The organism is Mucilaginibacter sp. UYNi724 (assembly GCF_054057495.1).
On sequence record NZ_JBSRZI010000004.1, the window covers coordinates 79,950 to 104,215 of the forward strand.

Below are 24,266 nucleotides of genomic sequence, written 5' to 3' on the forward strand. Positions count from 1 at the left end.
AGCGCCTTGATAACCAAGGCGCTTTTTTTATTGATTTAATACAGCTAACGCGCCTTCATTACCTTGCTGGGCGGCTATTTCATAGACAGTAAGCCCACGTGCATCCGTGAGGGTTTTATCAGCCCCCGCATCAAGCAATTGTTTAAGCATATCGTTACGGCCAAACATAGCGGCAAACATTAAAGCAGTACCACCATTACCGTGCATTTGATTTAGATTTGCGCCCCTGTCTATTAACAATTGGGCAATATCGGCATAACCTTTGAAGCAAACGCCCGTAAGCGCGGTGTTCCCGCCAAAATCAGCGCCATTTATATCAGCGCCGTTATCCAGCAGAAAGCGCACCGCCTCAATTTGGTTATTGTAGCATGCAATTATTAAGGGTGTATATCCTTTAGCATCTTTTGCTTCAACACTAACTCCCTGTTTTAAAAGTTCTTCAATTACAGGGATTTCTCCTTTACGCGCCGCGTGGATCAATACTTCGTTTAAGTCTACGTTTTCCATCATTTATTAACTTAATATAGAGGCTATAGTTTGCCGTCGGCGATGATAAATCAATCCCAATTAAAAGTTACTTCGCGGTTGTTCAGTTTCCATTTCTCGGGGAACTGGTTGGTCAGCCAATCCAAAGGCTCGCCGTTTGGTTGTACACGGGCGGCGTTAGCAAATGCTTGTTTAATGGCTGCCTTTTGTTCGGCACCAATAAACCCTATCTCGGCAGATATAAACAGCGGCGACCCGCTTTCTGCCAATAGTTGTAACCACTTTTTAGTTTTATCCCATGGTACATCTTTGGTGATGCCCACACAATCGCCATCGGCTGCATAAAAGGTATTGTTTTGCGGCAAGCGGAACCCAAGCGTGTTCACCCCCATTTTTTTGGTACGTGCCCACTCCTTTCCGCTGGTGTCGTCGCCAATGCGATTAAGTTCGAACACCCCTGCAGATAGGTGGCTGGCGGTATTGCAGCCAATAATATACATATCCCCTGCCGCTTCGCGGATGCAACCATATAATTGGTTCATGATCTCGGCGTTGGTTTTGGTTTGGTCGTAAAACTTCCAGCCGGGCGCGGTAAAGGTATCTTTCATCTGCATGCCCCATCTACCAAAAATATCCCAGGTACTGTAATCGTGCTTTACCATGTGGTAACCCCATTTTTTGTACAGGGTTATATTGCGTTTTACGCGTGCAAGGTTTTCCGGAATGGTTGGGTCAAGGATCAGTTCATCATCCTGCCCTCGCCCCGGTATTTTGGGGGAAAGCAGGGTTTTGCTGTCATCCTTGCGGGCAATTAAGGGGCGTGTCCACAAGCCGGGGCGCATGCCGTGGCTTTTCACCTCGTCTGCCATTTTGTGCATGTCTTTAAACTTATCGTTCACTATCGAAAAATCGTCGGGCTGCTGCCAGCCGTCGTCAATTACCGAGAACGGTCGGTTATTGGTATCGCCAACCAGTTCGGCCATGGCGGTGGTTTGGTCTTTAATGGTTTGGAACGAGTTTTTGCCGTACACCACATACCAATCGTTAATACCATAAACAGGTTGTTTTGGCAGGCGTGGTTTGGTGCACATTACCTTACAAAAATTGGTTAGCGTAGCATATGGCGTTTCGTTGGTTTTGCTCAGGCCTGTCACAATATCTGCCGCATGCAGTGTACGCTGACCCAGTTTTACACCAACCCCGCCGCTATGGGTATCCATGGTTAATTCTATGGCATCGGCTTTAACTTCCCAGTAACACATGGTATTGGCACCGGTTTTCACACCAAAGCAAGCGGTTTGGTTATCATCATATAACAGTGCATACCATGGGTTCTTAGTGTTAGCATCAGGCGCGCGCCATACAAGGTCGCCGTAGCTGCGTTCCCAATGGTCGCCAAAAACTTTGGTGTATTTAGCAGTCTGATATTTCCATTTAAACCGTATTGCCTGCAAGTCGCTAAGGGGCGCTTGCACATGAACAGATTGCGCGTTACCGCTTGTTTTAATTTCAACTTTTATATCCCGGTAGGTAAATACCGACCCGCCTTTACCGGCGAGTTTAATCCATTGGTCGTTAACCTGTGCAAAGGCCTCGTCGGGGTTATTAATAAGCGAATTGCCAATAGCATTGGCAAAAGTTAAACGGCTGTACATTACCGCGGCAAAACCGGCGGCAGAGAGTTTTACAAAATTGCGTCTTAACATAAGTTTGTTGTAAGGATGGCTAATTTAGTAATTAGTATCTTTTGTGCAAGGCAATAGATAAAAAGGAATCACGTATATACGGTTAATACATATATTTTATAAATTGCACCTACTATGAAAAACGCTCTTTTACTATTATCATTTATGGCCATTACCCTAACTGCATCGGCACAGGACTGGCCAAATATTAAACGTTACGAAGAAGCTAACAGCAAGTTGGCCGCACCTGCTAAGGGAGAAAAGCGTGTAGTGTGTATGGGCGATTCGATAACCGATTTTTGGATCGTAAACGATTCAACCTTTTTTGCAGCTAACAATTACGTAGACCGTGGCATAAGCGGCCAAACAACAGGGCAAATGCTACTTCGCTTTCGCGAGGATGTGATCAACCTGAAACCTGCTGCGGTAGTGATACTCGCGGGTATAAATGACATCGCCGAAAACAATGGTCCGTCTAAAATAAAAGATGTGGCTGGTAACATATTTTCCATGGCCGAGTTGGCTAAAACACATGGCATAAAGGTGGTGCTGTCATCAGTATTGCCTGCAAATGTTTTCCCCTGGAGACCGGCGATTGTCCCTACCGAAAAAGTAAAGATCTTAAACGATATGCTAAAAACGTTCGCTGCGAAAAATAATATGGTTTACCTGGATTATTTTACCGCCATGGCCGATGATAAGCGCGGCCTGCCCGCCAACCTTTCTAAAGATGGTGTGCACCCCAACCTTGCCGGTTATAAAATTATGGCACCTTTGGCTAAACAAGCTATAAAGAAAGCGCTGAATAGTAAATAAAAAGTATAATTAGTAAGCTACTAATCAAAAAAATGAGGTGTCCCATGCTGTCCCATTCAAAATGAAATGGGACACCCTCTCAAATATTCTTAAGTATTTGTTATACAGATAATTGAATTTATTTAATGAATAATAACTTTAAGTATAAGTAAAGTTTATAAAAATACAATTACCTGAATATCAATTTTTTATAAAAAGCGTCTCGCTTATATAACTAAAAGTGGGACAGTGCCCTTTTTTGTTGTTTACGGCAATCGTCTGTCATTTAAAAATACAAATGCTGTCACCCCTATCTCAGGAAAATAAAATCTCCATTTTATTTAAAATGTTTTGGTGAGGTTTGCGTCTACATCAGTATAACAACTACTAAACAACATGCAAAACACCTGCTTATCACTAAATACTTGCCCCGCTCTCAACCACTCTGCGCCCGATGAAGAACGCGAGTTAGCTATACTTTTTCTTGACATCCGCAATTTTACCGGCTTAATGGAATCGCAGCCCGAGCAGGCCGTTATTACCGTTGTGCGCCGTTTGTTCACTGCCTTTAACCAGATCGTTAAAAACCTGCAGGGCAAAGTGGTAGAAATAGCCGGCGATAATTTATATGCGGTATTTGGTTTAGAAACCGGGCTTCGCGATGCGGTGAATAACGCTTACCAGGCTGCAAAAACTATGTTCCAAACCGTTAACTTGTTTAACGATGCTTATGCGGTGCCATTCCATGGTGGCCCATTACAGATAGGCGTTGGTTTACATGCAGGCCGTGTTTTTGTAGGCGAATTTGGATTAGACGCACCCGCGCAACTTTCTGTTATGGGCTTACCTGTTAACATCGCATCGCGGTTACAGGCTAAAACAAAAGAATTGAATAACGATATGCTGATCTCGGAATATGCCTACAATATGCTTGATGTTAACGGGCTTGGCCTTGATAAACAAACCGTGCACCTGCAAGGCATTACCCGAAACCAGCAGATCCGATTGGCTGGTAAACCATATGATAATAACCACCAGTTAGCATCAAACACCCTGAGTATGGATTATTTATTAGCCATCTCCGGATAGGACGCCTTATTTCTATAAGTCTATCATATATTAAATGCAAAAACCCGCTGTAAATACAGCGGATTTTTTTGTGCTTGTATTTTTTGTGATGATTCGCAACAGTGTGACACAGTTATCTGCTAACATTTAATTAATTTGCCAATCACCAATTACTACCCATACCTATGGCTCACGGCAAAATAACTCTTTTAAAAAGAAATGCCCTTTTTATACTTACAGCACTATTCATACTATCTTTTACTCCCCAAAAAGAGGTTAAGTGGGTTGCCATCGGCGACTCTATCACCTACCTGAACGACCATCTCGACGAAACAAAAAACAGGGTCACGAAAGGATATTTAACAGGTGTTACCGAAGCCTTACCGTATATTAAATACGTTAACCAGGGGCATAACGGTTGGTCTACGCCGGGCATCGCCAAAGAAATTGAGACCCTTGGCCTTGTTAAGGCGGATGTTTACACCGTTTTTCTGGGCACAAATGACTGGTGGGGTGGTATGCCCGCCGGCACGCTCGATGATTATAAAAACGACACCGGTATAGGTACATCATCCGGCGCTTTCCGTAAGATCATTAACAAGATCCGCAGCCTTAACCCAGCCGCCAAGATTGTGCTGATAACCCCGATGCAACGTAACGATTTTGTTTACATTAACGACCCACACAACAACGCTTACGGCAATTACAAAGAAAAGAACGGCCAAACTTTAGAAGCTATTGCAAACGCCATATTTGCAATAGGCAAATATGAAAACCTGCCCGTGGTTGACCTGTATCAGAATAAAGTCCTCAGCATAAAAAACACCGTGAAATTTAAGAGGTTAAAAGACGCGCTCGGGAACTACACCAATTATAAATATCCACACTCAATTGATATTCCTTTTAAACCGGGCGTGGATGATTACCCCTACCCCATCGAAGCACAAAAAATGACCTTTGATGGCCTGCACCCATCAGATAAAGGTTACGAAGTGATTACTAAAAACGTTGTAAAAGCATTTAAAAAGCTGAACCTAACCGAAAATTAATTAATGAAGAAACTATTTCCAGGCATTGCCTGCCTCCTGCTGGCCCAGTTAACACAGGCCCAGGTTTCTGTTACCACCTTACGTACCGAAAACTTGGAAAACCCCATCAGTATAGACAGCAAAACACCACGCTTTAGCTGGAAAATTGTGGAGGACACCAGGCGTAACGTAACCCAAAAGGCCTACGAAATTGAGGTTGATACTATCGAAACCAAAGCTAATACACATTATTGGGCCAGTGGTAAGGTAGTTTCAGATCAATCAATTTATGTGGCTTACCGTGGCAAAGCGCTTAAGGCAGGCAGCAAGTATTTTTGGCGCGTGAGGGTTTGGGATAACTATGGTAATGCATCGCCGTGGACTGGGCGTGCTTACTGGCAAATGGGCCTTCTTTCCACAAACGATTGGCATGCCAAATGGATAGGCCCGGCTGTAAATAACGAGATCAATGGCCCTGCCCCTTTGCTTAGGGCGACCTTTAATTCGCAAAAAACAATTAAGGCTGCAACTGCCTATATAACCGCCCATGGTTTTTACGAGGCGCAGATCAATGGCAAAAAAATTGGGAATGATTATCTTGCTCCCGGATGGACCAGCTACAACAAACGTTTACAGTACCAGGCTTACGATGTTAAAAACCTGATAAAACATGGCGGCAATGCCATAGGTGTAACGCTTGGCAATGGTTGGTATCGCAGTCCGCTGGGGCCATATAACCCAAGGCCGGATTTTTACGGAAAACAAACCGGAATGCTATTACAAATTGACATTACCTATACGGACGGCTCGCACCAAAGGGTGTTATCTGATGAGAACTGGAAATCATCGACCGGGAGCGTGCGCTCTGCCGAAATTTATAACGGATGCACCATCGATACCCGGCTGGAGCAACCGGGATGGGCGACAACGATGTTTGATGATAAGAAATGGGCAGGTGTAAAATTGCAATCGTACCCTATGGATAACCTTATTGCCACATACAACGAACCTGTACGCAAGCACGAAAACTTTGCTCCTGTAAAGGTCATCAAAACTCCGCTTGGCGAACAGGTGATTGATTTTGGGCAAAACCTGGTAGGTTGGGTTAGCATTAGGGTAAAGGGCAAGGCGGGCGATTCTGTCAAGATCTCGCATGCCGAGGTTTTGGACAAGGCCGGCAATTTCTATACCGAAAACCTCAGGGCCGCAAAGGCCCAAAATATATACATTTTAAAAGACACGTCGACCCGGGTCTTCGAGCCACAGTTTACCTGGCAGGGGTTCAGGTTTGTAAAGGTGGAAGGGTTACGCGGCAAGCTTGATACCGCCAATTTTAAAGCTGTTGCTGTTTATTCGGATATGAAGCCAACGGGTAGTTTCGAATGCTCAAACCCCTTGCTTAACCAACTTCAGCATAACATCCAATGGGGGCAAAAAGGGAACTTTTTGGATGTACCCACAGATTGCCCGCAACGTGATGAAAGGCTGGGCTGGACAGGCGATGCACAGGTATTTGCACGCACCGCCACCTTCAACATGGATGCGCACAACTTTTTCACCAAATGGCTTAAAGATGTAGCTGCAGACCAATATCCCGGCGGCAGTATCCCATTTATAATTCCTGATGTTTTTAAAACCGGCAATCATGAAGTCGGCGGCAGCACAGGCTGGGGCGACGTGGCAACCATTGTACCGTGGACCATGTACCTTGCCTATGGCGATAAACAGATCCTGGAAAATCAATATCCAAGTATGCAGGCATGGGTAAAGTTTATCCAAAAACAAACCAAGAACGGCCTTTGGAATACCGGCGACCATTTTGGGGACTGGCTTTTCTACAGCGTAAATAATGATCGTGATGGTTCATCGGCAATTACCAATAAGTATCTGATAGCGCAGTGCTTTTACGCTTACTCCACACAAAACCTGATCAACGCAGCCAAAGTGCTTAATAAAAAAGCTGACGACCTTTATTACACAAAGCTACTCACCCAAATTAAAAACGCGTTTTTAAAAGAATACGTAACGCCAAACGGATTAATCTCATCAGATACGCAGACGGCCTACGTGTTGGCGCTCGCGTTTGATCTGCTGCCCGAAAGTTTGAGGCCGCAAGCAGCGCAAAGGCTTGTTAAAAACATTAAACAATACAATTATCATTTAACTACTGGCTTTTTGGGCACGCCGTATCTTTGCCATGTGTTGAGCAGGTTTGGCCATGCTGATGTTGCTTACAAACTATTGCTACAGGATACCTATCCATCCTGGCTTTACCCGATAAAAGCGGGTGCAACCACCATTTGGGAGCGTTGGGATGGCATTAAAACCGATGGCACATTTGAAGACCCATCCATGAATTCGTACAACCACTACGCTTATGGCGCCATTGGCGATTGGATGTACCGCGTTATTGCCGGTATAGATACCAAAACTGATGGCCCAGGTTATAAGCACATTATTATTAAACCAACTTTAGGCGGCGCATTAAGTTATGCTAACGCCGATTATGAAACCAACTACGGTATGGTAAGATCGCACTGGAAAATATCTGCTGGTAAGTTATACCTGGATATTGAGATACCGGCAAACGCAACCGCCACCATTCAGATCCCCATCCAAAATAACGGCTTGGTAACAGAAAATGGCAAAAGTCTACGGTTGCTTCAAGATAAAGAGAACACACCGGGATACCAGTTAATCGAGGCAGGATCTGGAAAATATCAGTTTGTTACAAGTTGGAAATAATGAATATATCAACTAAACAAAACGGATGATGTAATAGTTATATCAATAACCGGATCGTAATTAAATACGTCCATTTAAAAAATTTGATATGAAAAACCCATTCAAAGAAAAAGATAACAGCGGCATTTTAATTGCAGGATTGGCCATAGGCGCTATGTTTGCAGGGGCAATAACTTATTTATATATCCGCAAAAAAAGAGAGATAAATCAGGCAGCCGATGAGTTTAAAGAACACGCTAAAGACTACCTAAAAAAGAAAGTTAAAAAGAAATTAAAAACAGAAATAAAAGCGCTATAAGTGCTTCCTGAAATACAAAGGCCGCGGTGATTAACTGCGGCCTTCGTTTATTTAGCTGATAAAGCTTTTCCTTCAAAGGCCATCCCCTGCCATCCGTTAGCCATAAATTGCCTGATATTCTGGTGGTCTTCTGCGTCTGGCGTATCTAAAACCGATTGATAATGCTCTGCAAATAATTGGAGTGTATCGTCCTTACTAAGACTATGCAATTTGGCAAAGGCAAGCACCTTGGCACTACCTTGGTTTTGAGTAGCCTCGTTGTAAGCATCACCATTTTTAAACGCGGTTGGTTGATGCGTATAGTAAGTTTCAATAAATGCTATAACATCACTAAAATTAGCTGCTTTACTTTTCAGGGCTATAATTAGTTCTGATAATTCTTTTTTCATTCTCGTTATATTATTCAAATATCAGTAAAGCTATTCGGTTATGTGTTTAATAAAAAGGAAGGTTACATATGTAGCCTTCCTTTTTATGTGAGATATATGATCTATAAGTTTAACACTAATGCTTCACGGCTTTTACGCCGTAGGCATGGCCAATAAAATAGCCTATGATGAGTGCGAGCACAATAAGCCCCCACCATATGTATTGAAGGGTTTTAAGCGTGGCTATGGTTTTATTGAGGTTACTTACTTCCGATTTGTGGCTTAACTTCTCATTTTGCAACTTCATATTCTGCTGCTGCAATTTAGATAGCGTACCGCTTACTTCTACAGGTTTTTCCTGCTCCTGTGTATAACGACGCACAAAGCCACCCGATTTCAAGAACTTGTCGCCTTTAGGTTTCAATACCAGCTTTTCGGGCAGGTCATAATCGCCATGCTTGCCCGTTTCAGCAATAAAGCCTTCACGGGTAAGTATTTGTACAAGGGCAAAGGCCGTGGCCTCGTCCTGGTCAAAAAGTTCGAGCAACTGGTTTCTTGTTAAACTATCCGGTATGCCAAAAGCTTCCAGCACAGCATCCAGCATTTCGCATTCATATTCGTTCAGTTCAGTCATTGCGTACAAATTTAAGCATATACTGCTATAATCCGTCCCAAACTTAACAATGCTTACGCTAAAAACATCAATATTGATATTTTTAGCGGCTGTAAACCAGATATCAGCCCTCCATCAACATCGATAAGGATATTTACAATGCAAAATACCCGGTATTATCCGGGCATTTCGCATTGTAAATCAAAAATCAGGCAGGTGCATAGGTTTTTGTTTGGTTGCCTGAAACTTCCGGCTGTTTTATAACTTCGGGAGCCAGGCTGGCGAGGGCCGGATCATCAAGCCTAACAACAGGCCCATCTTTAGAAAGTTCGCTGCCCGGTACTTTCGATTTAAATATCGGCCAAAGCAACTGGGCGTACCACTGGTCACCTTCGTAATGCGAAATCCCGTAAACTTTGGGATATTGCCTGCTTATTAAGGCCGTACCAAATATGATATCCCACAAAAAGAACATGTTGCCAAAATTACCTTTATAATAACCCACACCATCATCTGTAGTTGCCGCGTGGTGCGCGTGGTGTGTTGCCGGGGTAGATATCAATCGTTCTAATACCCAGGCAAGCGGGTGCAGCACTTTGTATTGGTAAAAGGGTTTATCCCATGGTATGCTGGAGTGTGCCAGTGTGGTTATAGTACCTTTTATACCTCGCACTACAATGGCCGGGATACCCAGGCCCAGGTAAACCAAAGCGGTAGTTAAATAGGTTTGCGAAAAAAACAACGTATAAATGGCGTTTTGCCTGCTGGCCATAGCCATGCCCATGTACGATGCCGAGTGGTGCGTACGGTGAAAACGCCATAACCATGGTATCTCATGATGCAGGCGGTGATACCAATATTGGGTAAGATCGTCTGCCACTGCTATGATTGCGCAACCCCACCAAAATGGCACCCAGCTAAAGTCGTTTTTAAAAGCAGGTAATACCTGCGGTAAAAATTTTAATCCAAAGTAGGCCACCGCAGGGCGAATGATAAGCCGCGGTAAGGTAAAACAGGCGATATCTACAAACCTTTCATTTTTTGGCCATTTGCCTTTGTACAGGCCGAACGAAAATTCGGCTATGCCTATAAAAAACACGAGGAACGGAAACCCGAACCCATTCAGGTTTTCGATCACTTTCTTAAAAAACTCAATCGTTGCTTCCATTTTCTGTATTGCTTTTTTTGTCTATTGATGTGTTAATTTCTTTTGATTGCCCTTTTTTTTGGTGTTCCCAAGGGCGCTCACCGGTAAAGTAAAAAGTGACGAACATTGCCAGGATAGGCAGTATAAAAATGAACAGGCTCAGGGAAACGTTCTTCACTATCCTTTGCCGGGTTGCGGTTTCTATTTGCATAATGCTATGGTTTAATTTGCGTGTGTTGTTTGTTATTATCTACTTTACTAAGTAACCTCGGCGTAAGCCACAGCCCGCCAAAAATGAGGATGAAGGGTACTATGGTGACAATGATGCCCACCAGTATCTTCTTTGCTAAAATGTTTACATCTGATAGTGTCATAATATTTAGTTTTAATGAAAAATTTATTAATAGCCGGGGTTTTGTGTGAGTAAAGGGTTTTGCTGAATTTCTACCAGTGGTATCGGGTACAAATTATTTTTCGCGCTTGCTGCAGATTTTGCAGGCAGCGTATGCAGGGCATCAACCAGGTAAGTCCCTCCTCTCCTAACCAGGTCAAACCAACGGTGGCCTTCCTGTATAAACTCTTTACGCCGCTCTAAAAACACCGAATCGCGAAAGGCAGATTGGCTTAAGCCAGTAGTAAGCGCATCCACATGCGAGCGGTTGCGAACCTGATCGATTGCCTTGTAAGCATCCGTAGTAGGGCCGTTCAGTTCATTAAGTACTTCGGCATAAAGCAGTAGCACATCTGCGTATCTTAATACAGGATAATTTATGCCGCTTTGTGTTTGGGTGGTTAATGGCGATAAGCTGTAATCAACAAACTTGTTAAAGTATGGCGTGTAGGCATTGCTGTAAACCACGGTTTTGCCGGTGGCGCCATTAAATACTTCGCTGTAGAAAGTCACGTCACGGCGGCTGTCTGCTGTAGTAAATAACTTCACCAGGTTTTGGTCTGCCGGGATATCAATTGGCAGTGTGCCCGGGTTGAACGACGAAAAGCTTTGACTCAGGTTTTGGGTGCTGTTAACAGCGCCAAGATTGCTTTCAAACTGTACCGAAAAGATATGCTCTACCCCGTTTTTAGTCGGCTTTTGAAATACATCCCGGTAATTGGTGAACAAAGCATAACTATAACCACCATTAATAACCGTTTCCAACTCTTTTTGGGCTGCGGGCCAGTCCTTTCGGGTTACATAAACCTTTGCAAGTAATGTATGCGCTGCACCGCTTGATGCCCTGCCCTTATCAGCCCCACTGTATGTTTTGGGTAAGTTGGTGGCATCTTTCAGGTCGGCTATGATCTGCGTGTAAACGCCGTCTACAGATGTACGCGGAACCTTAAGATCGCTTAGCTTAATAGATGTAGGATCGTGTAACACAAGCGGCACAGCGCCATATAGCCTTACCAAATTAAAATAAAGCAACCCGCGCAAAAATTTAGCTTCGCGCACCAATCTTGCCCTTGTAGTGGTATCAAACTGTATAGCGGGGATCTTATCTACGGCAATGTTAGCCCGGTTAATGCCGAAGTATAATTGCTGCCATACTTTTTGCACCCGGCTATTAGCCGATATAAAGGTTGCAGTGCCCAAGGCACGGACATCGGGGTTTGTATTGCTTGGACTGTAAACCTGGTTATCGCTCCCGTTCTCTACCAATAAGTTTAATTGGCGGCCATAAAGCGGAAAATCGCCGGCAGGGTCGCTATTTAGTGTGCTATAAGCCGCGTTAACTGCCGATACGGCATCTGATTGTGTTTTATAGAACTGATCTGAAACAATTATGGAGTCAGGGTCCTCATTCAGTTTTTTGCATGATGTTAATGCAAACGCTAAAACTGATATTGTAACTACTATATTTTGTATACTATTTTTCATAGTTGGGCTAATTAAAAGGTGACATTTAAACCCGCAAGAAACGTCCTGACTGACGGGTAGCTCCCGTAATCGATACCTTGCTTGGTGTTGTCGTTATCATAAAAATTCACTTCAGGATCGAGGCCGCTGTATTTGGTGATGGTGGCCAGGTTTTGTGCCGATACATAAACGCGAAGCTGCTTGGCATGTATTTTTGAAAGCAACCCGCTGCTAAAGTTGTAACCAAACGATACGTTCTTTAACCTTAAGTAAGAGCCATTCTCTATATATCTGTCAGTAACCTGTGGTACAGGGGCGTTTGTTGCTCGTTGTACGGTACCGTTAGGGTTGCTTGGACTCCAACGATTAAGTAACGTCGCCGATGAGTTAAGCGTAAGTGTAGGCCGCTCCAACGTTTGCTGCAACAGGTTAAAAATTTTATTTCCGTATGATCCCTGCAAGTAAACCGAAAGATCTATATGCCCATAGGTGAATGTATTGGTGATGCTACCTGTAAATTTTGGTTGGGCACTGCCGAGGCTGTGGCGGTCGTCGGTTGTAACGGTGCCATCGCCATTGGTATCAACAAATTTGGTATCGCCTACCTGTTGTGGTACGCCGGTAAGCAGCGGTACATGGTTAATTATATCTGTAGCGGTAAGCAAACCGTTTGTGCCATATCCCCAAAAAGTGCCTACCGGCTGGCCTATTTTAACAATAACCGGCGATTGCCTGCCCGTTGGTGCAAGCGGGAAATAACTGCTAACGTTTGGCCCAAGGTTTAATACTTTGTTACGGTTAGCTGCTATAACAATATTGGTTTTCCACGAAAAAGAATTGGTTTTAATGTTATCAGTATTTAAGCTAAATTCTATTCCCTTGTTTTCTACACTACCCACATTTTGTAACAAACTGGCATAACCTGTATAAAAAGGCAATGGAACATTTAATAGCAGGTCGGTTGTTTTTTTGTAGTAAGCATCTAATACGATGTTAATGCGGTTATCAAACAAACCGAGGTCGAAACCGGCGTCATATTGGGTAGTAGTTTCCCATTTAAGGTCAGGGTTTGCCAATTGTAAAGGGGCGATACCTGTAACCAGCGTGCTGTTAAAATAATAGTTGGTTGGAGCCAGTGTAACCAGCGAACTATAGGCTGGCACTTCGGAGTTACCGGTTTGGCCCGCGCTTAACCTAAGCTTAAGGTTACTTATGGTTTTGCTTTGCGATAGAAACGCCTCCTTATTTACATTCCACGACACACCGATTGAAGGGAAGAAACCCCATTTGTTATTAGCGCCAAGTTTCGAAGAACCGTCTATACGTTCGGAAATGGTAACATTATACTTATGTTCAAATGAGTAGTTTATCCGCCCCAAATAAGAATTTGACGACGAACTGCGGCCGCTTGATGTTGGCAAATTGGCAACACCGGCATAAGACAGGTTATTGAACGAGGTAAGATCGTTAGGAAATTTTTGGGCGATAGCTACCGATGAGGCTGCCTGCTCATACTGGGTGGTGTACCCTGCCAGTACGTTTAAGTAATGCTTTTCTGCATAGGTATGGTTGTATGTTAAAGTATTCTCATTAAGCCAGCTATTAGCATATCCTGAGCCTATGGAGGCATAACCTTGCGCGGCATACCCGTTTGAACTGCCGGCGGGCGAGCCAGCATAAGACGGCGCATAATAGTTTTGCGTGGTATTTAACAGGTCGGCGCCAACGGTTACTTTCAACACCAGGTCGCTTAATAGTTTGTATTCGCCTGCTATGTTGCCCAACGTGCGGGTTAAGTACGCCGTATTTATTGTTGATTTAATATCCTGAAGCGGATTGGTTGGTGTAGCATTGAAAGGATTACTTGTATTAAAACTGCCATCAGTATTACGGATGGGCGCGATAGGGCTGGTATTAACTAAATTGGCATACGCGCCTCCAAAACCTATACTGTTGTAGCTGCTGCCATATAATTTATTTTGTGTAGAGCGGCTGGCGAAGATGTTGGCCGATACCAGGAATTTGTCGCTAACATTTCGTTCGATATTTACCCGCCCGCTAAAGCGTTCAAATCCGGTGTTTAAAAGCGTACCATCCTATTTGAAATAATTGCCCGATATAAGGTATCTCGACTTCTCATCACCACCCGAAACGGAAAGCTCAGCATTATACTGCGGGGCATTGCGAAGTGCCGCGCTTTGCCAATCAGATCCGTTCCCAAAGGCAGTAACCTGGGCATCTGTATAGGTTTTAGCAACATTATCACTCAGGTTTATATCGTTTATTAACGATGCCCATTGTGAGCCATTTAACAGATCGAGCTTTTTGGCTATGCGTTGCTGACCCGCGTAGGTGCTGAAGCTTACATTGTTAGTGCCCTTTTTACCACGGCGGGTGGTAATAATTACCACACCATTTGCCCCCCGCGAACCATATATAGCTGTAGCCGAGGCATCCTTTAACACCTCTATCGATTCAATATCACTGGGGTTGATGGTAGATAGCGCGTTAACGCTTGGCCCGTTAGAACCGATGTTAACGTTATCGTTGTTGTTATAGATAATAAAGCCATCGATAACATACAGCGGAGAGTTACCAAATGAGATAGAGTTACCTCCCCTGATGCGGATAGTTGCCGAGCTACCCGGCTGCCCGGAGTTTTGCGTTACTGCCACGCCGGATACCGAGCCTTGCAAAAGATTATCGAACGATGCTGCAGGTTGGTTAAGCAGTGTTTTAGATACAGATGCAACCGAACCGGTGATGTCGCTGCGTTTTTGGGTTCCGTACCCTACTACAACCACATCGTTCAGTTGGTTAATATTTTCTACAAGACTAATGGTAACTGGGCTGCCACTGGCTATAACTTCGCGGGTTTTGTAACCCAAATAGCTTATAGATAAGGTATAAGGAAAGCGCTGACCGGTAATCAACTGAAATTTGCCATTTAGATCTGTAGCAGCGGCATTGGTAGCCCCCTTGATGCGGATAACTGCACCCGGAACGGGTTGCTTTGTGGTAGAATCGAGCACCGTGCCCTCCAACCGGGAATTAATAGTTGGCTGTGGTTCGGTTTGTGCGAAAGAGGCTATTGGTAATAAGAGCAGTACGAATAATTTGAGAAACTTTAAGGCTCTATTTTTTCCATGGATATAATATTCCATATCTTTAAAAAGTTTATTTGATGTTATGCATTAGTAAACCTGGATGAAGATCAGTGAGTGATTGCCGTTACAGAGCTGATCTTTCATCTACACAACCGGCAAGGCTTCCTTGCCGGTTTTTTTTTATAAAAACTTATTTCATGTGTGGTGAGTTCTTGTTTAAGTAGCATCAATCCGTTGGGCTGCGCCCTATTGAATGCTGAACCAGGAAAAAATTAAATGGAAAGGGTTGCGTTTTAACAGCAACAACAGACGCCTGCCTCACCAGGCATTAGCATCGGGATAAGAATGAAATTTGATCCTTTAAGCGGATGTAAACTGTTCATCAGTGTAGATTTTACACTGCAAATATAAATATCTTTTTAATAACTACAAGTTCTATAGATTTTATATTATAATTTATAATGAAACGGTGATAGTTGTTTACTCTATTACAATTATATGCCGTTAATTCTCTGATTTACCGACAATCACCTATAAATTTGCAGTAAAAAAAAGTTCACAAGCTTAAAATCTTACTAACTCTAATAAACTTATTAAATTTTTTAAAAAAGTTTGGATTTAACATCAATTATTAATTATATTTGGTAATAACGTAAATTAAATGCCAAATTAATACAAATTCTTATCACAATATGTTTAATCTTAGCAGTTTACTAAGGCATCACAGCTTTAAACGAGGCAGTTAACAACAATTAACCAAGCCCACCCGATCAAATTATTACGCTAGTTGAGCAATGCTTACCAGCACCAACTTAATAGTGGCCTTAAATGAGCCTACAGGGACTTTTTTTGATTTTTTTTTAAAAGCGTTGCAACAAACAAATAATCACATACAAAAACTAACAAATCTCTTATCAACTAACAAAACAACAAATGAAAAAAAAATTTTTACTAATCCTCTTTCTTCCCGGGGTTACTTGTGGGGCTTATGCCGCAAACCACAATGTTGGCTCCATTAAGGGAAACTTTGGGTTGCAAGTACGTGCAACCGGCAATGCATCAACCGCAGCACCTATTAAGGTAACTGTAAGGGACAATACCGGCCAGCCATTACCCGGCGTAACAGTTAAAATTAAAGGCACAACTAACGGTGGCCCAACAGATGCGAACGGATTATTTACAATTAATGCACAAACTGGTGATGTATTAGTATTTAGCTACCTGGGTTACACAACACAGGAAGTGAAGGTGCTGTCAACTGCCGACTTAAATGTTACGTTGATTGAAGACTCCAAGCAATTGGGCGAGGTTGTAGTAACAGCATTGGGTATCAAAAAAGAACGTCGCTCGTTAGGTTACTCAGTAACTGAAACTAAAGGTGAAGAACTAACCCAGGCACGTGAACCCAGTTTTATGAACGCCATGGTTGGTAAAGTAGCAGGTTTAAACGTAAACTCGCTTTCAGGCGGCCCTGGCGCTTCAACAAATATCTTAATACGTGGTGCGGCCAATTTATCGGGCAGCAACCAACCTTTATATGTAATAAACGGTGTACCGGTTGAGAGTGCACCGGGTAATGATGTAAATGCTACAAAACCACGTAATAACGGTGGTGGTCAGTATGATAATTCATCGGATGTTGGTGATGCGATCAGTAACATCAACCCTGATGATATTGAAACCATCTCTACCCTAAAAGGTGCAGCAGCTTCCGCGCTTTACGGTTACCGCGCAAAAAATGGTGTTATTTTGATCACCACTAAAAGTGCTAAAAACAACAGTGTCGAATTTAACTCAAACTACGTTGCCGAAACCATTATCGACCCAACAAACTGGCAATACGAATATGGACAAGGCGCTACAAACACCGCACCTAAAACATTAAGTGAAGCATTTCAGTCTGGGCAATCAAGTTACGGCGCCCCATTTAGCGCGGCAACAAGCGCGGTACAGTTTGATGGTGTTACCCGGCCGTATGTTGCCCAAAAAGGTAACCTGGGTAAATTTTACCGTACAGGCCAAACGTTTACCAACAGTGTAGCTTTTAATAAATTATACGACGGCGGTTCTATCCGTTTATCGGCCAGCGATTTGCATAACAATGCGGTTGTGCCAAATTCGGGCTTAAACAGGCAAACGTTTGATTTTAGCGGCAACTACAGCATTAGCAAACGTTTAGTTGTAACAGCACGCACCAACTATATTTTAGAGCAGGCTAAAAACCGTCCATACGTTGGTGATGGCGCAGGTAACCCCAACTTTAATGCATGGTTCCTGCCGTCAAGTGTTGATATCAACACTTTAAAGGGTGTAAGCAATGGCGCTATTGCAAATGGTAACGAATATGGTTACAGTGCAAATACTTATGCAACTAACCCATGGTTTGCTGCCCAAAATTTTGTTAACGATACCAAAAGGACAAGGATGTTAACAAATGCCAGCTTACGCTATAATTTTGATGGCGGCGCATTTATACAAGGCCGCGTTGGCCGCGATTATTATAATGATCGTGCAACCAGTGTTGTTCCAACAGGTACCGCCTACCGCCCGGCAGGTTCAATATCTGAAGATGTAACAAACTTTCAGGATTTGAATGCTGATGTGTTAATCGGCAAACCATTTAAGATCAGCAGCGATTTCACTTTAACACCAAACGCAGGTGCAAGTTACCGCAGAACCAAAGTTGAATCTTTTATTAACGGTGGCGACCACTTTGCTGTCCCGTTTGTGTATAATATAGGTAATGCAACACAAAACAGATCTGTCAATTATTTCCCAAGTGATTTTGAGGTACATTCAGTGTACGGTACTTTAGAAGCTGCCTACAAAAGCTACTTATACCTTACCGGTACCGGCCGTAGCGATTGGTTCTCATCATTAGCTACACCGGGTGTAGATAATAAACTAAGCATTTTCTACCCATCAGTAAGCGGTTCGTTCGTGTTTTCTGAATTAGTTAAACCCACCTGGTTAAGCATGGGTAAATTACGGGCCGGTTATGCTAAAGTGGGTAATGCTACAGGGCCTTTCCAAACACAATTAAGTTACACACTCGGAGCAACTCTAAATGGCTTACCATTAGGTAGCATTGCAAATTCATCGGTTCCTAATAGCCAGCTTAAACCATCTGATGCAACAGAACTTGAGATTGGTACCGAGTTAAGTTTATTCAATAACAGGATCAGCATTGATGCAGCTTGGTACAATAAGCAATCTCATAACGAGATCGTTCCTGCTCCCGCGTCGGCTACATCAGGTTATGATGGTGCAATTTTAAATATTGGAAAACTGCAAAACAAAGGCTTTGAGGCGTTAATTACAGGCAGGCCTTTTAAAGGTGCAAATTTCACTTGGACAACCAGCTTAAATGGTTCTATCAACAATAGCAAAATTATTGCGTTGGCACCTGGCTCAAATACATATCTTTTAGCCACTTCACGCAGTGGAAATGGGTTTATACAGCACGTTGTTGGTTTACCTGCAGCACAAGTTATGGCTTACGATTATAAATACGACGCAAGCGGCAACATCGCTGTTGACCCAAACACGGGTTTGCCACAAAGAGGCGATCTTAAATCATACGGTTCTGCTTACGCGAAATGGATAGCCGGTTTCAACAATACATTCACCTACAAACGCTTTAGCATGTCGGTATTAGTTGACGGTAAATGGGGTGGCCACATCTTCGCAACATCAGATTACTATGGTTATGTATTCGGTTTACACCAGGCAACTATGGTTGACCGTCTGAAAAACTTTGGTACTACAGCACAACCAATCAATGCTGCTTCTTACTATAGCACGCTTGCTAATAATGTGTCTAAATTATTTGTGCAGGATGCAAGCTTTATTAAATTCCGTTCGGTAACATTTGGTTATACCATCCCTTCGTTATTTAACGGTGCAATTAAAAGCGCAACCATTAGTGTAGTTGGCCGCAACTTGTTCTACATTATGAAGAAAACGGATAATATCGACCCGGAATCGAGCTACTCGGCTTTTGCACCTGGTATGGAGCTTGGTGGTGTACCAACAACCAGAACTTACGGAGTTAACCTGAATGTTAAATTTTAATAACAGGCTTCACAAAAATTAATCTGAAAAGAAATGAAAAAGACATTACTAAAACATATAACACTTATCTCGGCAGGGCTGCTGCTTACTACGGGATGTACTAAGGATTTTGTGGAAAGAAACACAAACCCCGCGTCATACAATCAAACCAACTTCGACCCTAACTATATGCTTACTTCGGCAGAGCTGGCTTATACCGGCAGCACCGATTTTAGCTACGAAACATGGCGTGCAAACCTTATCTATTGCTCAACCATGATGCAGGGTTTCTCCACCGTAATTGGTTACTGGGCTGGCGATAAATATCTACTTAACGAGGTTTATACCGATGCTTACTGGCAAAAAGCTTACTCTGAACAAGTAAAACCTGTTGTTGATATCGTGGAATCGACCAAGGATGTTGCGAAATACAAAAACCTAAATGCCATTGCCCGTATTATGCGTGCTTTAGTATTTGAAAGGCTTACAGATATATATGGCGACGTGCCATATTCTGAAGCAGGGTTAGGTTATTACAGCAAAATATTTTATCCTAAATACGATAAACAGGAAGATATTTACAATGGCCTTATTACCGAAGTAACAGCGGCTACAGCCGCGCTTGACCCCGCCGGCGATATCGCATCTGGCGATGTAATTTACCAGGGCAATGTAACTAAATGGCAAAAGTTTGGTAACACTTTGTTGCTAAGATTAGGCATGCGTTTAACAAAAACCAACCCCGATAAAGCAAAGGCTATTGTTACTCAGGTTGCAGGCAAAACCCTAACCGAAGCTGATGACGCTTATTTAGTTGCAGATGCTACAGGTGGCCGTACTACCATTAACCGTAACAGCCAGGTATTATTAGGTGATGGCGGCCAGGAAAATTATTATGTAAGATGGTCAAAAACGTTTATAGACAATCTTAAATCTAATAATGACCCGCGTTTATCAGTTTTAGCAGCTACACAACTATATGCTAATGATGCAACCAAAACACCAAATGCAAACCCTGTATTTACTGCTTCGGCACAAAAGGGCATGCCGAACGGTTTAGATTTTGGTACCCCGGGCCATATTGTAACCTCTGATCCAAGCTATACTACCTTTCCTGACTACTCATCACCAAGCCCTTACATTACAAAAAGGAATGGCCCAACTTTCATATTAACGTATGCAGAGTCGGAACTATTATTGGCAGATGCGGCACAAAGGTTTAGTGTAGGCGGCGATGCCAAAACGCATTACGATGCAGGTGTTAAAGCAGCTATAACCTACTTGAAAGAGTACGACGCGGCAGCTACCATTACCCCTGCAGCAGCACAGGCTTATGTTGATGCGCACCCGTACAATGCGGCAACAGGTTTACAGCAAATTAATACCCAATACTGGATATTAACCTGCAGTATGCTTGATTTTTATGAAACATGGTCAAACTGGAGAAGAACGGGCTACCCTGTTTTAACACCGGTAAGCTTCCCTAACAACTCAACAGGTGGTACTATACCGCGACGGTTTCCATACCCATCTGGCGAGGCAGCAACCAACCCAGACAACTACAACACTGCGCATAACGGCGTTGCAGGTGGCGATTTGTTAACCTCACGTGTTTGGTGGGATAAACAATAATATTACCCGCATCTATTAAAAAGGGCATCCAATATTTGGATGCCCTTTTTTACTTTAAAGATGTATCAGAAAAATGGTTGGATTAGCAATATATAGCGATCTGCAACTACAAATCGCACAAAGCAAAAAGCCTGCATATCTTACGATTTGCAGGCTTCTTTTACTTTAAAGCGGTGAAGGAGGGATTCGAACCCTCGGTACAGTTTCCCGTACGTCAGTTTAGCAAACTGATCCTTTCGGCCTCTCAGGCACCTCACCTTAGATTTTTCCGAATTGTCTTCCCTTTTTCAGGGATTGCAAATATAGTAATTAGCTTAAGCTGACAAAAAAATAAATCAGATTTTTAATAATCTATTCTTACATGATAAATACTCATCAGCATCCGCTTAAAAATTTGTTTGATGGTTTCCAGATCTTTCAAAGTTATATTACTGTCATTCAACTGGTTTTGGTCCAGTTTGTATTTTACAATTCGGTCTACCAGTATGCTGATAGATTCTTCGTCAGGTTCTTTTAAGGAGCGTGAAGCAGCCTCCACCGAGTCGGCAAGCATCAAAACACCGGCCTCTTTCGAGAATGGGATAGGCCCGGGATAGCGGAAAATATTCTCGTTAATGAATTTTTCGGGGAAATTCTTCAAAAACGACTGGTAAAAATAATCAACCCTGGTATTGCCGTGGTGGGTGCGTATAAAATCGATCACGATCTCGGGCAGGTTAGCTTTACGCGCCATCTCAATCCCCTTGCTCACATGGCGAATGATGATCTGAGCACTTTCTTCATACGGCAGCTTATCGTGCGGGTTAAAGCCCGAACTTTGATTTTCAATAAAAAACAGCGGGTTTTGAATCTTACCGATATCATGGTACAATGCCCCCGCCCTAACCAATAAAGCATTACCACCAATAGCAAAAATGGCGTTCTCGGCAAGGTTAGCTACCTGCAACGAGTGCTGGAAGGTTCCCGGCGCACTAAAGGCCATCTCGCGAAGTAGAGGCGCATTGGTATTGGTTAGTTCGATAAGGGTGATGTCTGACGTGATGGCAAATACCTTCTCGAACAGGTAAATTAACGGGTAGGCAAGTAAAGTAAGCAACACACTTACAGCAAATGGTATAAAATCCACCCAGTCTATAGTAGTAAAAGTGCCCTCGCGCACCAGCGAGATCCCCAGGAAGGAAACGAAATAGGTGAACGTGATTATGAGTGCAGAGATCAGGAATTGTTCCCTACGGATAAGGTTTTTAATGCTATAAATAGATACCATGCCCGCGGTGATCTCATAAAACGCAAATTCAAAACTATTAGGTACAAAAAAACCTGCTATCATTACCACCAGCAAGTGGATATTCAAAGCCAAACGCGTATCAAACAATATGCGGATGATGATAGGTACGATACAATATGGTATGTAATAGAAATTCGGCAGCTCCAGCTTTATAGCCAGCGAAAGGGTAGCCAGCATGGCGGTAATAACCAGCAATATTAAACTCACTAAACGGTTATCATCATATATATCCCGCCTAAAAAGGTACAGGAACACCATTAATAAAGTTATGGTAATGCCTACCAACAGGAATTGCCCTAACAGCACCAGGCTTCGGTTTCCGTTAGTACGCGCATTATCTTCAAATGCTTTTTTGTAGGATGCCAGCTTTTGGTAGGCTTCATCGTTTATTACGGATCCTTTGCCTATGATAACATCTCCCTTTTGCACCATGCCACGGGTGGTAGACAAGTTCTCGATCACCTCTTTCTCTAATCGGGCGGTTAATTTGGCATCGTAAGTGAGATTATTTTGTAGCCTATCCTGAACGAGGTTCAGCAAAAACGCTTTATCAAGAGTGGGCACTTTGCTTATTTCAAAATCGCAATAGGCAATTGCACGTTCGCGGGTAAAAAGGTCCGATGTGTTTTTATCAATGGCAACATTAGCACTTAAAACTGTAACCGGATAGTTTTTGCCGGCGGTTTGGTACTTTGGGTTAAGTTTAAGTATCCCTTTATCATAGGATGCCTTTAGTATATTATAGCCTGTTTGCAGGTAGGTGTTTTTTAACCGTTCGTTTAAACCGGCATTGTGCCATTTCACTTCAAAGTCGCTTTTAAAACCTTCCTGCTGTTGCAGGCTCATCTCGTCGTCTTTTTGATAGATGGGCGTTACAGTGGCAAGCGCGGCTTTTTGGTCGGTCTCTATCTCGGTATTGGTTTTCAGTATGGCAAAATTGTAGGGCGATACCAGGTCCTTTTGGTTCCAGATCCTGCTCTTCTCGTACTCGTACCCAAATTTTGCTTGCTTAGGCAAAGCATATACAATGATGGCAACGCAAACCAACATCATAAAAAACTTAACATTTAACGCGTATTTACGCAGTAATGCCTTTTGCCGGGACGATGAAAGTTTTGCCATAGCGCGTGTTAATCCAATCAAAAATAATATAAGTTTCGGTTATCTGTTATTTTTCTTGTTTTTGTCAAATCAAAGTTGATATCTTTATGATATCATTTTAAAATCTAACAATATCATGCAAACCGAAAAAATCACCACAGCGCCATCAGGTTATTTAGCCTTTGTTTTAGTACTTGTGCTTATTGCCGCAGCAGCCCTTTCATTCTACTGGGAAGAGCCCGTTGTAGGCGCTATATTATGTGTAGTAAACTTTGTATTTATACTGCCGGGGCTGGCGATAGTAAACCCTAACGAATCTAAAGTGCTTACCCTTTTCGGTAAATATCAGGGCACCGTTAAACAGGATGGCTTTTTTTGGGTGAACCCGTTCACTGTAAAAAAGAAGATCTCACTTAAGGCATTTAACCTTAACGGCCAGCAGCTAAAAGTGAACGATAGCGTTGGTAACCCCATAGAAATCGCCGCTGTTATTGTATGGCAGATAAAAGATACCGCTAAAGCGGTTTTCGCGGTAGAAAACTACCTGCAATATGTAAATATCCAAAGTGAGGCTGCAGTGCGCCATTTGGCCAACTCGTTCCCTTACGATCATATCGAGGATGAGAATGCCAGCATTACCCTGCGTGGTGGGTCTGAGCAGGTAGGCATCCTTTTGGTACAGGAACTTAACGAGCGCCTTGACCGTGCAGGTATCGAAGTACTGGAGGCACGGATCTCTCACCTGGCTTACGCGCCGGAGATTGCACATGCCATGCTACAACGACAACAAGCATCGGCCATTATCGCCGCCCGCCGCCTTATTGTTGAAGGCGCCGTTGGTATGGTTGAAATGGCCCTTACCAAAATGGAAGAGAAGAATATCATCGAGCTTGACGAAGAACGCAAAGCCGCTATGGTAAGCAACCTGCTTGTTGTGCTTTGTGGCGATAAAAGCGTATCGCCTATTGTAAATACAGGTACTTTATATCACTAACAG

The 24,266-nt window shown here is 43.1% G+C and carries 18 protein-coding genes, 1 tRNA gene and 1 pseudogene; 8 read left to right on the forward strand and 12 right to left on the reverse strand.

All coding sequences use genetic code 11. From position 1 onward, the window contains the following. Positions 1 to 27 precede the first annotated feature (27 nt). Entirely contained in the window at positions 28 to 510 is a 483-nt protein-coding gene (locus ACVW0P_RS07755; protein WP_457131570.1) for an ankyrin repeat domain-containing protein, read from the reverse strand. Positions 511 to 557: 47 nt separating this feature from the next. Continuing rightward, positions 558 to 2,192 carry a hypothetical protein gene (locus ACVW0P_RS07760; protein ID WP_457131571.1) on the reverse strand — a complete coding sequence of 545 codons (1,635 nt, stop codon included), beginning with the start codon at positions 2,190 to 2,192 and terminating at the stop codon, positions 558 to 560. A gap of 114 nt (positions 2,193 to 2,306) precedes the next feature. Here ACVW0P_RS07760 and ACVW0P_RS07765 point away from each other — a divergent pair, with 114 nt between their 5' ends. From ACVW0P_RS07765 to ACVW0P_RS07785, 5 genes are all read left to right on the forward strand, one after another. Next, positions 2,307 to 2,987, forward strand: a complete 681-nt coding sequence (locus tag ACVW0P_RS07765; protein WP_457131572.1) for an SGNH/GDSL hydrolase family protein — start codon at positions 2,307 to 2,309, stop codon at positions 2,985 to 2,987. Between the two features lie 375 nt (positions 2,988 to 3,362). After that, the gene (locus ACVW0P_RS07770; protein WP_457131573.1) at positions 3,363 to 4,055 is read left to right on the forward strand and encodes an adenylate/guanylate cyclase domain-containing protein; all 693 of its coding nucleotides are present in this window, start codon (positions 3,363 to 3,365) and stop codon (positions 4,053 to 4,055) included. Positions 4,056 to 4,219: 164 nt separating this feature from the next. Then, a complete protein-coding gene (locus ACVW0P_RS07775) occupies positions 4,220 to 5,083 on the forward strand; it encodes an SGNH/GDSL hydrolase family protein (RefSeq protein WP_457131574.1) in 864 nt (287 codons plus the stop codon). 3 nt (positions 5,084 to 5,086) lie between these two features. Further along, complete coding sequence (locus tag ACVW0P_RS07780) at positions 5,087 to 7,807, forward strand: family 78 glycoside hydrolase catalytic domain (RefSeq protein ID WP_457131575.1); 2,721 nt, start codon at positions 5,087 to 5,089, stop codon at positions 7,805 to 7,807. 88 nt (positions 7,808 to 7,895) lie between these two features. Beyond that, the gene (locus tag ACVW0P_RS07785; RefSeq protein WP_457131576.1) at positions 7,896 to 8,105 is read left to right on the forward strand and encodes an LPXTG cell wall anchor domain-containing protein; all 210 of its coding nucleotides are present in this window, start codon (positions 7,896 to 7,898) and stop codon (positions 8,103 to 8,105) included. 47 nt (positions 8,106 to 8,152) lie between these two features. On the opposite strand, the gene ACVW0P_RS07790 is transcribed toward ACVW0P_RS07785, so the two are convergent. The 8 genes and pseudogenes from ACVW0P_RS07790 to ACVW0P_RS07825 form a co-directional block, all read right to left on the reverse strand. Beyond that, positions 8,153 to 8,494, reverse strand: a complete 342-nt coding sequence (locus ACVW0P_RS07790) for a HopJ type III effector protein (RefSeq protein WP_457131577.1) — start codon at positions 8,492 to 8,494, stop codon at positions 8,153 to 8,155. Positions 8,495 to 8,609: 115 nt separating this feature from the next. Beyond that, positions 8,610 to 9,107 (reverse strand): hypothetical protein, encoded by a 498-nt coding sequence (locus tag ACVW0P_RS07795; RefSeq protein ID WP_457131578.1) that lies wholly within the window; start codon positions 9,105 to 9,107, stop codon positions 8,610 to 8,612. Between the two features lie 187 nt (positions 9,108 to 9,294). Then, a complete protein-coding gene (locus ACVW0P_RS07800; protein WP_457131579.1) occupies positions 9,295 to 10,254 on the reverse strand; it encodes a sterol desaturase family protein in 960 nt (319 codons plus the stop codon). Next, positions 10,238 to 10,444 (reverse strand): hypothetical protein, encoded by a 207-nt coding sequence (locus ACVW0P_RS07805; protein ID WP_354431020.1) that lies wholly within the window; start codon positions 10,442 to 10,444, stop codon positions 10,238 to 10,240. Before ACVW0P_RS07805 ends, ACVW0P_RS07800 begins: the two co-directional genes overlap by 17 nt. A gap of 4 nt (positions 10,445 to 10,448) precedes the next feature. Then, positions 10,449 to 10,607 (reverse strand): hypothetical protein, encoded by a 159-nt coding sequence (locus ACVW0P_RS07810; protein WP_354431021.1) that lies wholly within the window; start codon positions 10,605 to 10,607, stop codon positions 10,449 to 10,451. 26 nt (positions 10,608 to 10,633) lie between these two features. Continuing rightward, positions 10,634 to 12,109, reverse strand: a complete 1,476-nt coding sequence (locus ACVW0P_RS07815) for a RagB/SusD family nutrient uptake outer membrane protein (protein ID WP_457131580.1) — start codon at positions 12,107 to 12,109, stop codon at positions 10,634 to 10,636. Between the two features lie 11 nt (positions 12,110 to 12,120). Then, positions 12,121 to 14,172 (reverse strand): annotated as a pseudogene (locus ACVW0P_RS07820) (SusC/RagA family TonB-linked outer membrane protein); the annotation flags it as partial. Between the two features lie 12 nt (positions 14,173 to 14,184). Then, positions 14,185 to 15,252: a TonB-dependent receptor plug domain-containing protein gene (locus tag ACVW0P_RS07825; RefSeq protein ID WP_457131581.1), complete on the reverse strand. Its 1,068-nt coding sequence runs from the start codon at positions 15,250 to 15,252 to the stop codon at positions 14,185 to 14,187. Positions 15,253 to 16,128: 876 nt separating this feature from the next. Here ACVW0P_RS07825 and ACVW0P_RS07830 point away from each other — a divergent pair. Continuing rightward, on the forward strand, positions 16,129 to 19,269 hold the full coding sequence (locus ACVW0P_RS07830) for a SusC/RagA family TonB-linked outer membrane protein (protein ID WP_457131582.1): 3,141 nt from the start codon (positions 16,129 to 16,131) through the stop codon (positions 19,267 to 19,269). A gap of 33 nt (positions 19,270 to 19,302) precedes the next feature. Next, the gene (locus ACVW0P_RS07835; RefSeq protein ID WP_457131583.1) at positions 19,303 to 20,880 is read left to right on the forward strand and encodes a SusD/RagB family nutrient-binding outer membrane lipoprotein; all 1,578 of its coding nucleotides are present in this window, start codon (positions 19,303 to 19,305) and stop codon (positions 20,878 to 20,880) included. Positions 20,881 to 21,051: 171 nt separating this feature from the next. Here ACVW0P_RS07835 and ACVW0P_RS07840 read toward each other — a convergent pair. Further along, positions 21,052 to 21,138 (reverse strand) — tRNA-Ser (locus tag ACVW0P_RS07840). Between the two features lie 85 nt (positions 21,139 to 21,223). Further along, on the reverse strand, positions 21,224 to 23,290 hold the full coding sequence (locus tag ACVW0P_RS07845) for an HD family phosphohydrolase (RefSeq protein ID WP_457131584.1): 2,067 nt from the start codon (positions 23,288 to 23,290) through the stop codon (positions 21,224 to 21,226). A gap of 115 nt (positions 23,291 to 23,405) precedes the next feature. Here ACVW0P_RS07845 and ACVW0P_RS07850 point away from each other — a divergent pair, with 115 nt between their 5' ends. Beyond that, positions 23,406 to 24,263, forward strand: a complete 858-nt coding sequence (locus ACVW0P_RS07850; protein WP_457131585.1) for an SPFH domain-containing protein — start codon at positions 23,406 to 23,408, stop codon at positions 24,261 to 24,263. The last annotated feature ends 3 nt before the right edge of the window (positions 24,264 to 24,266 follow it).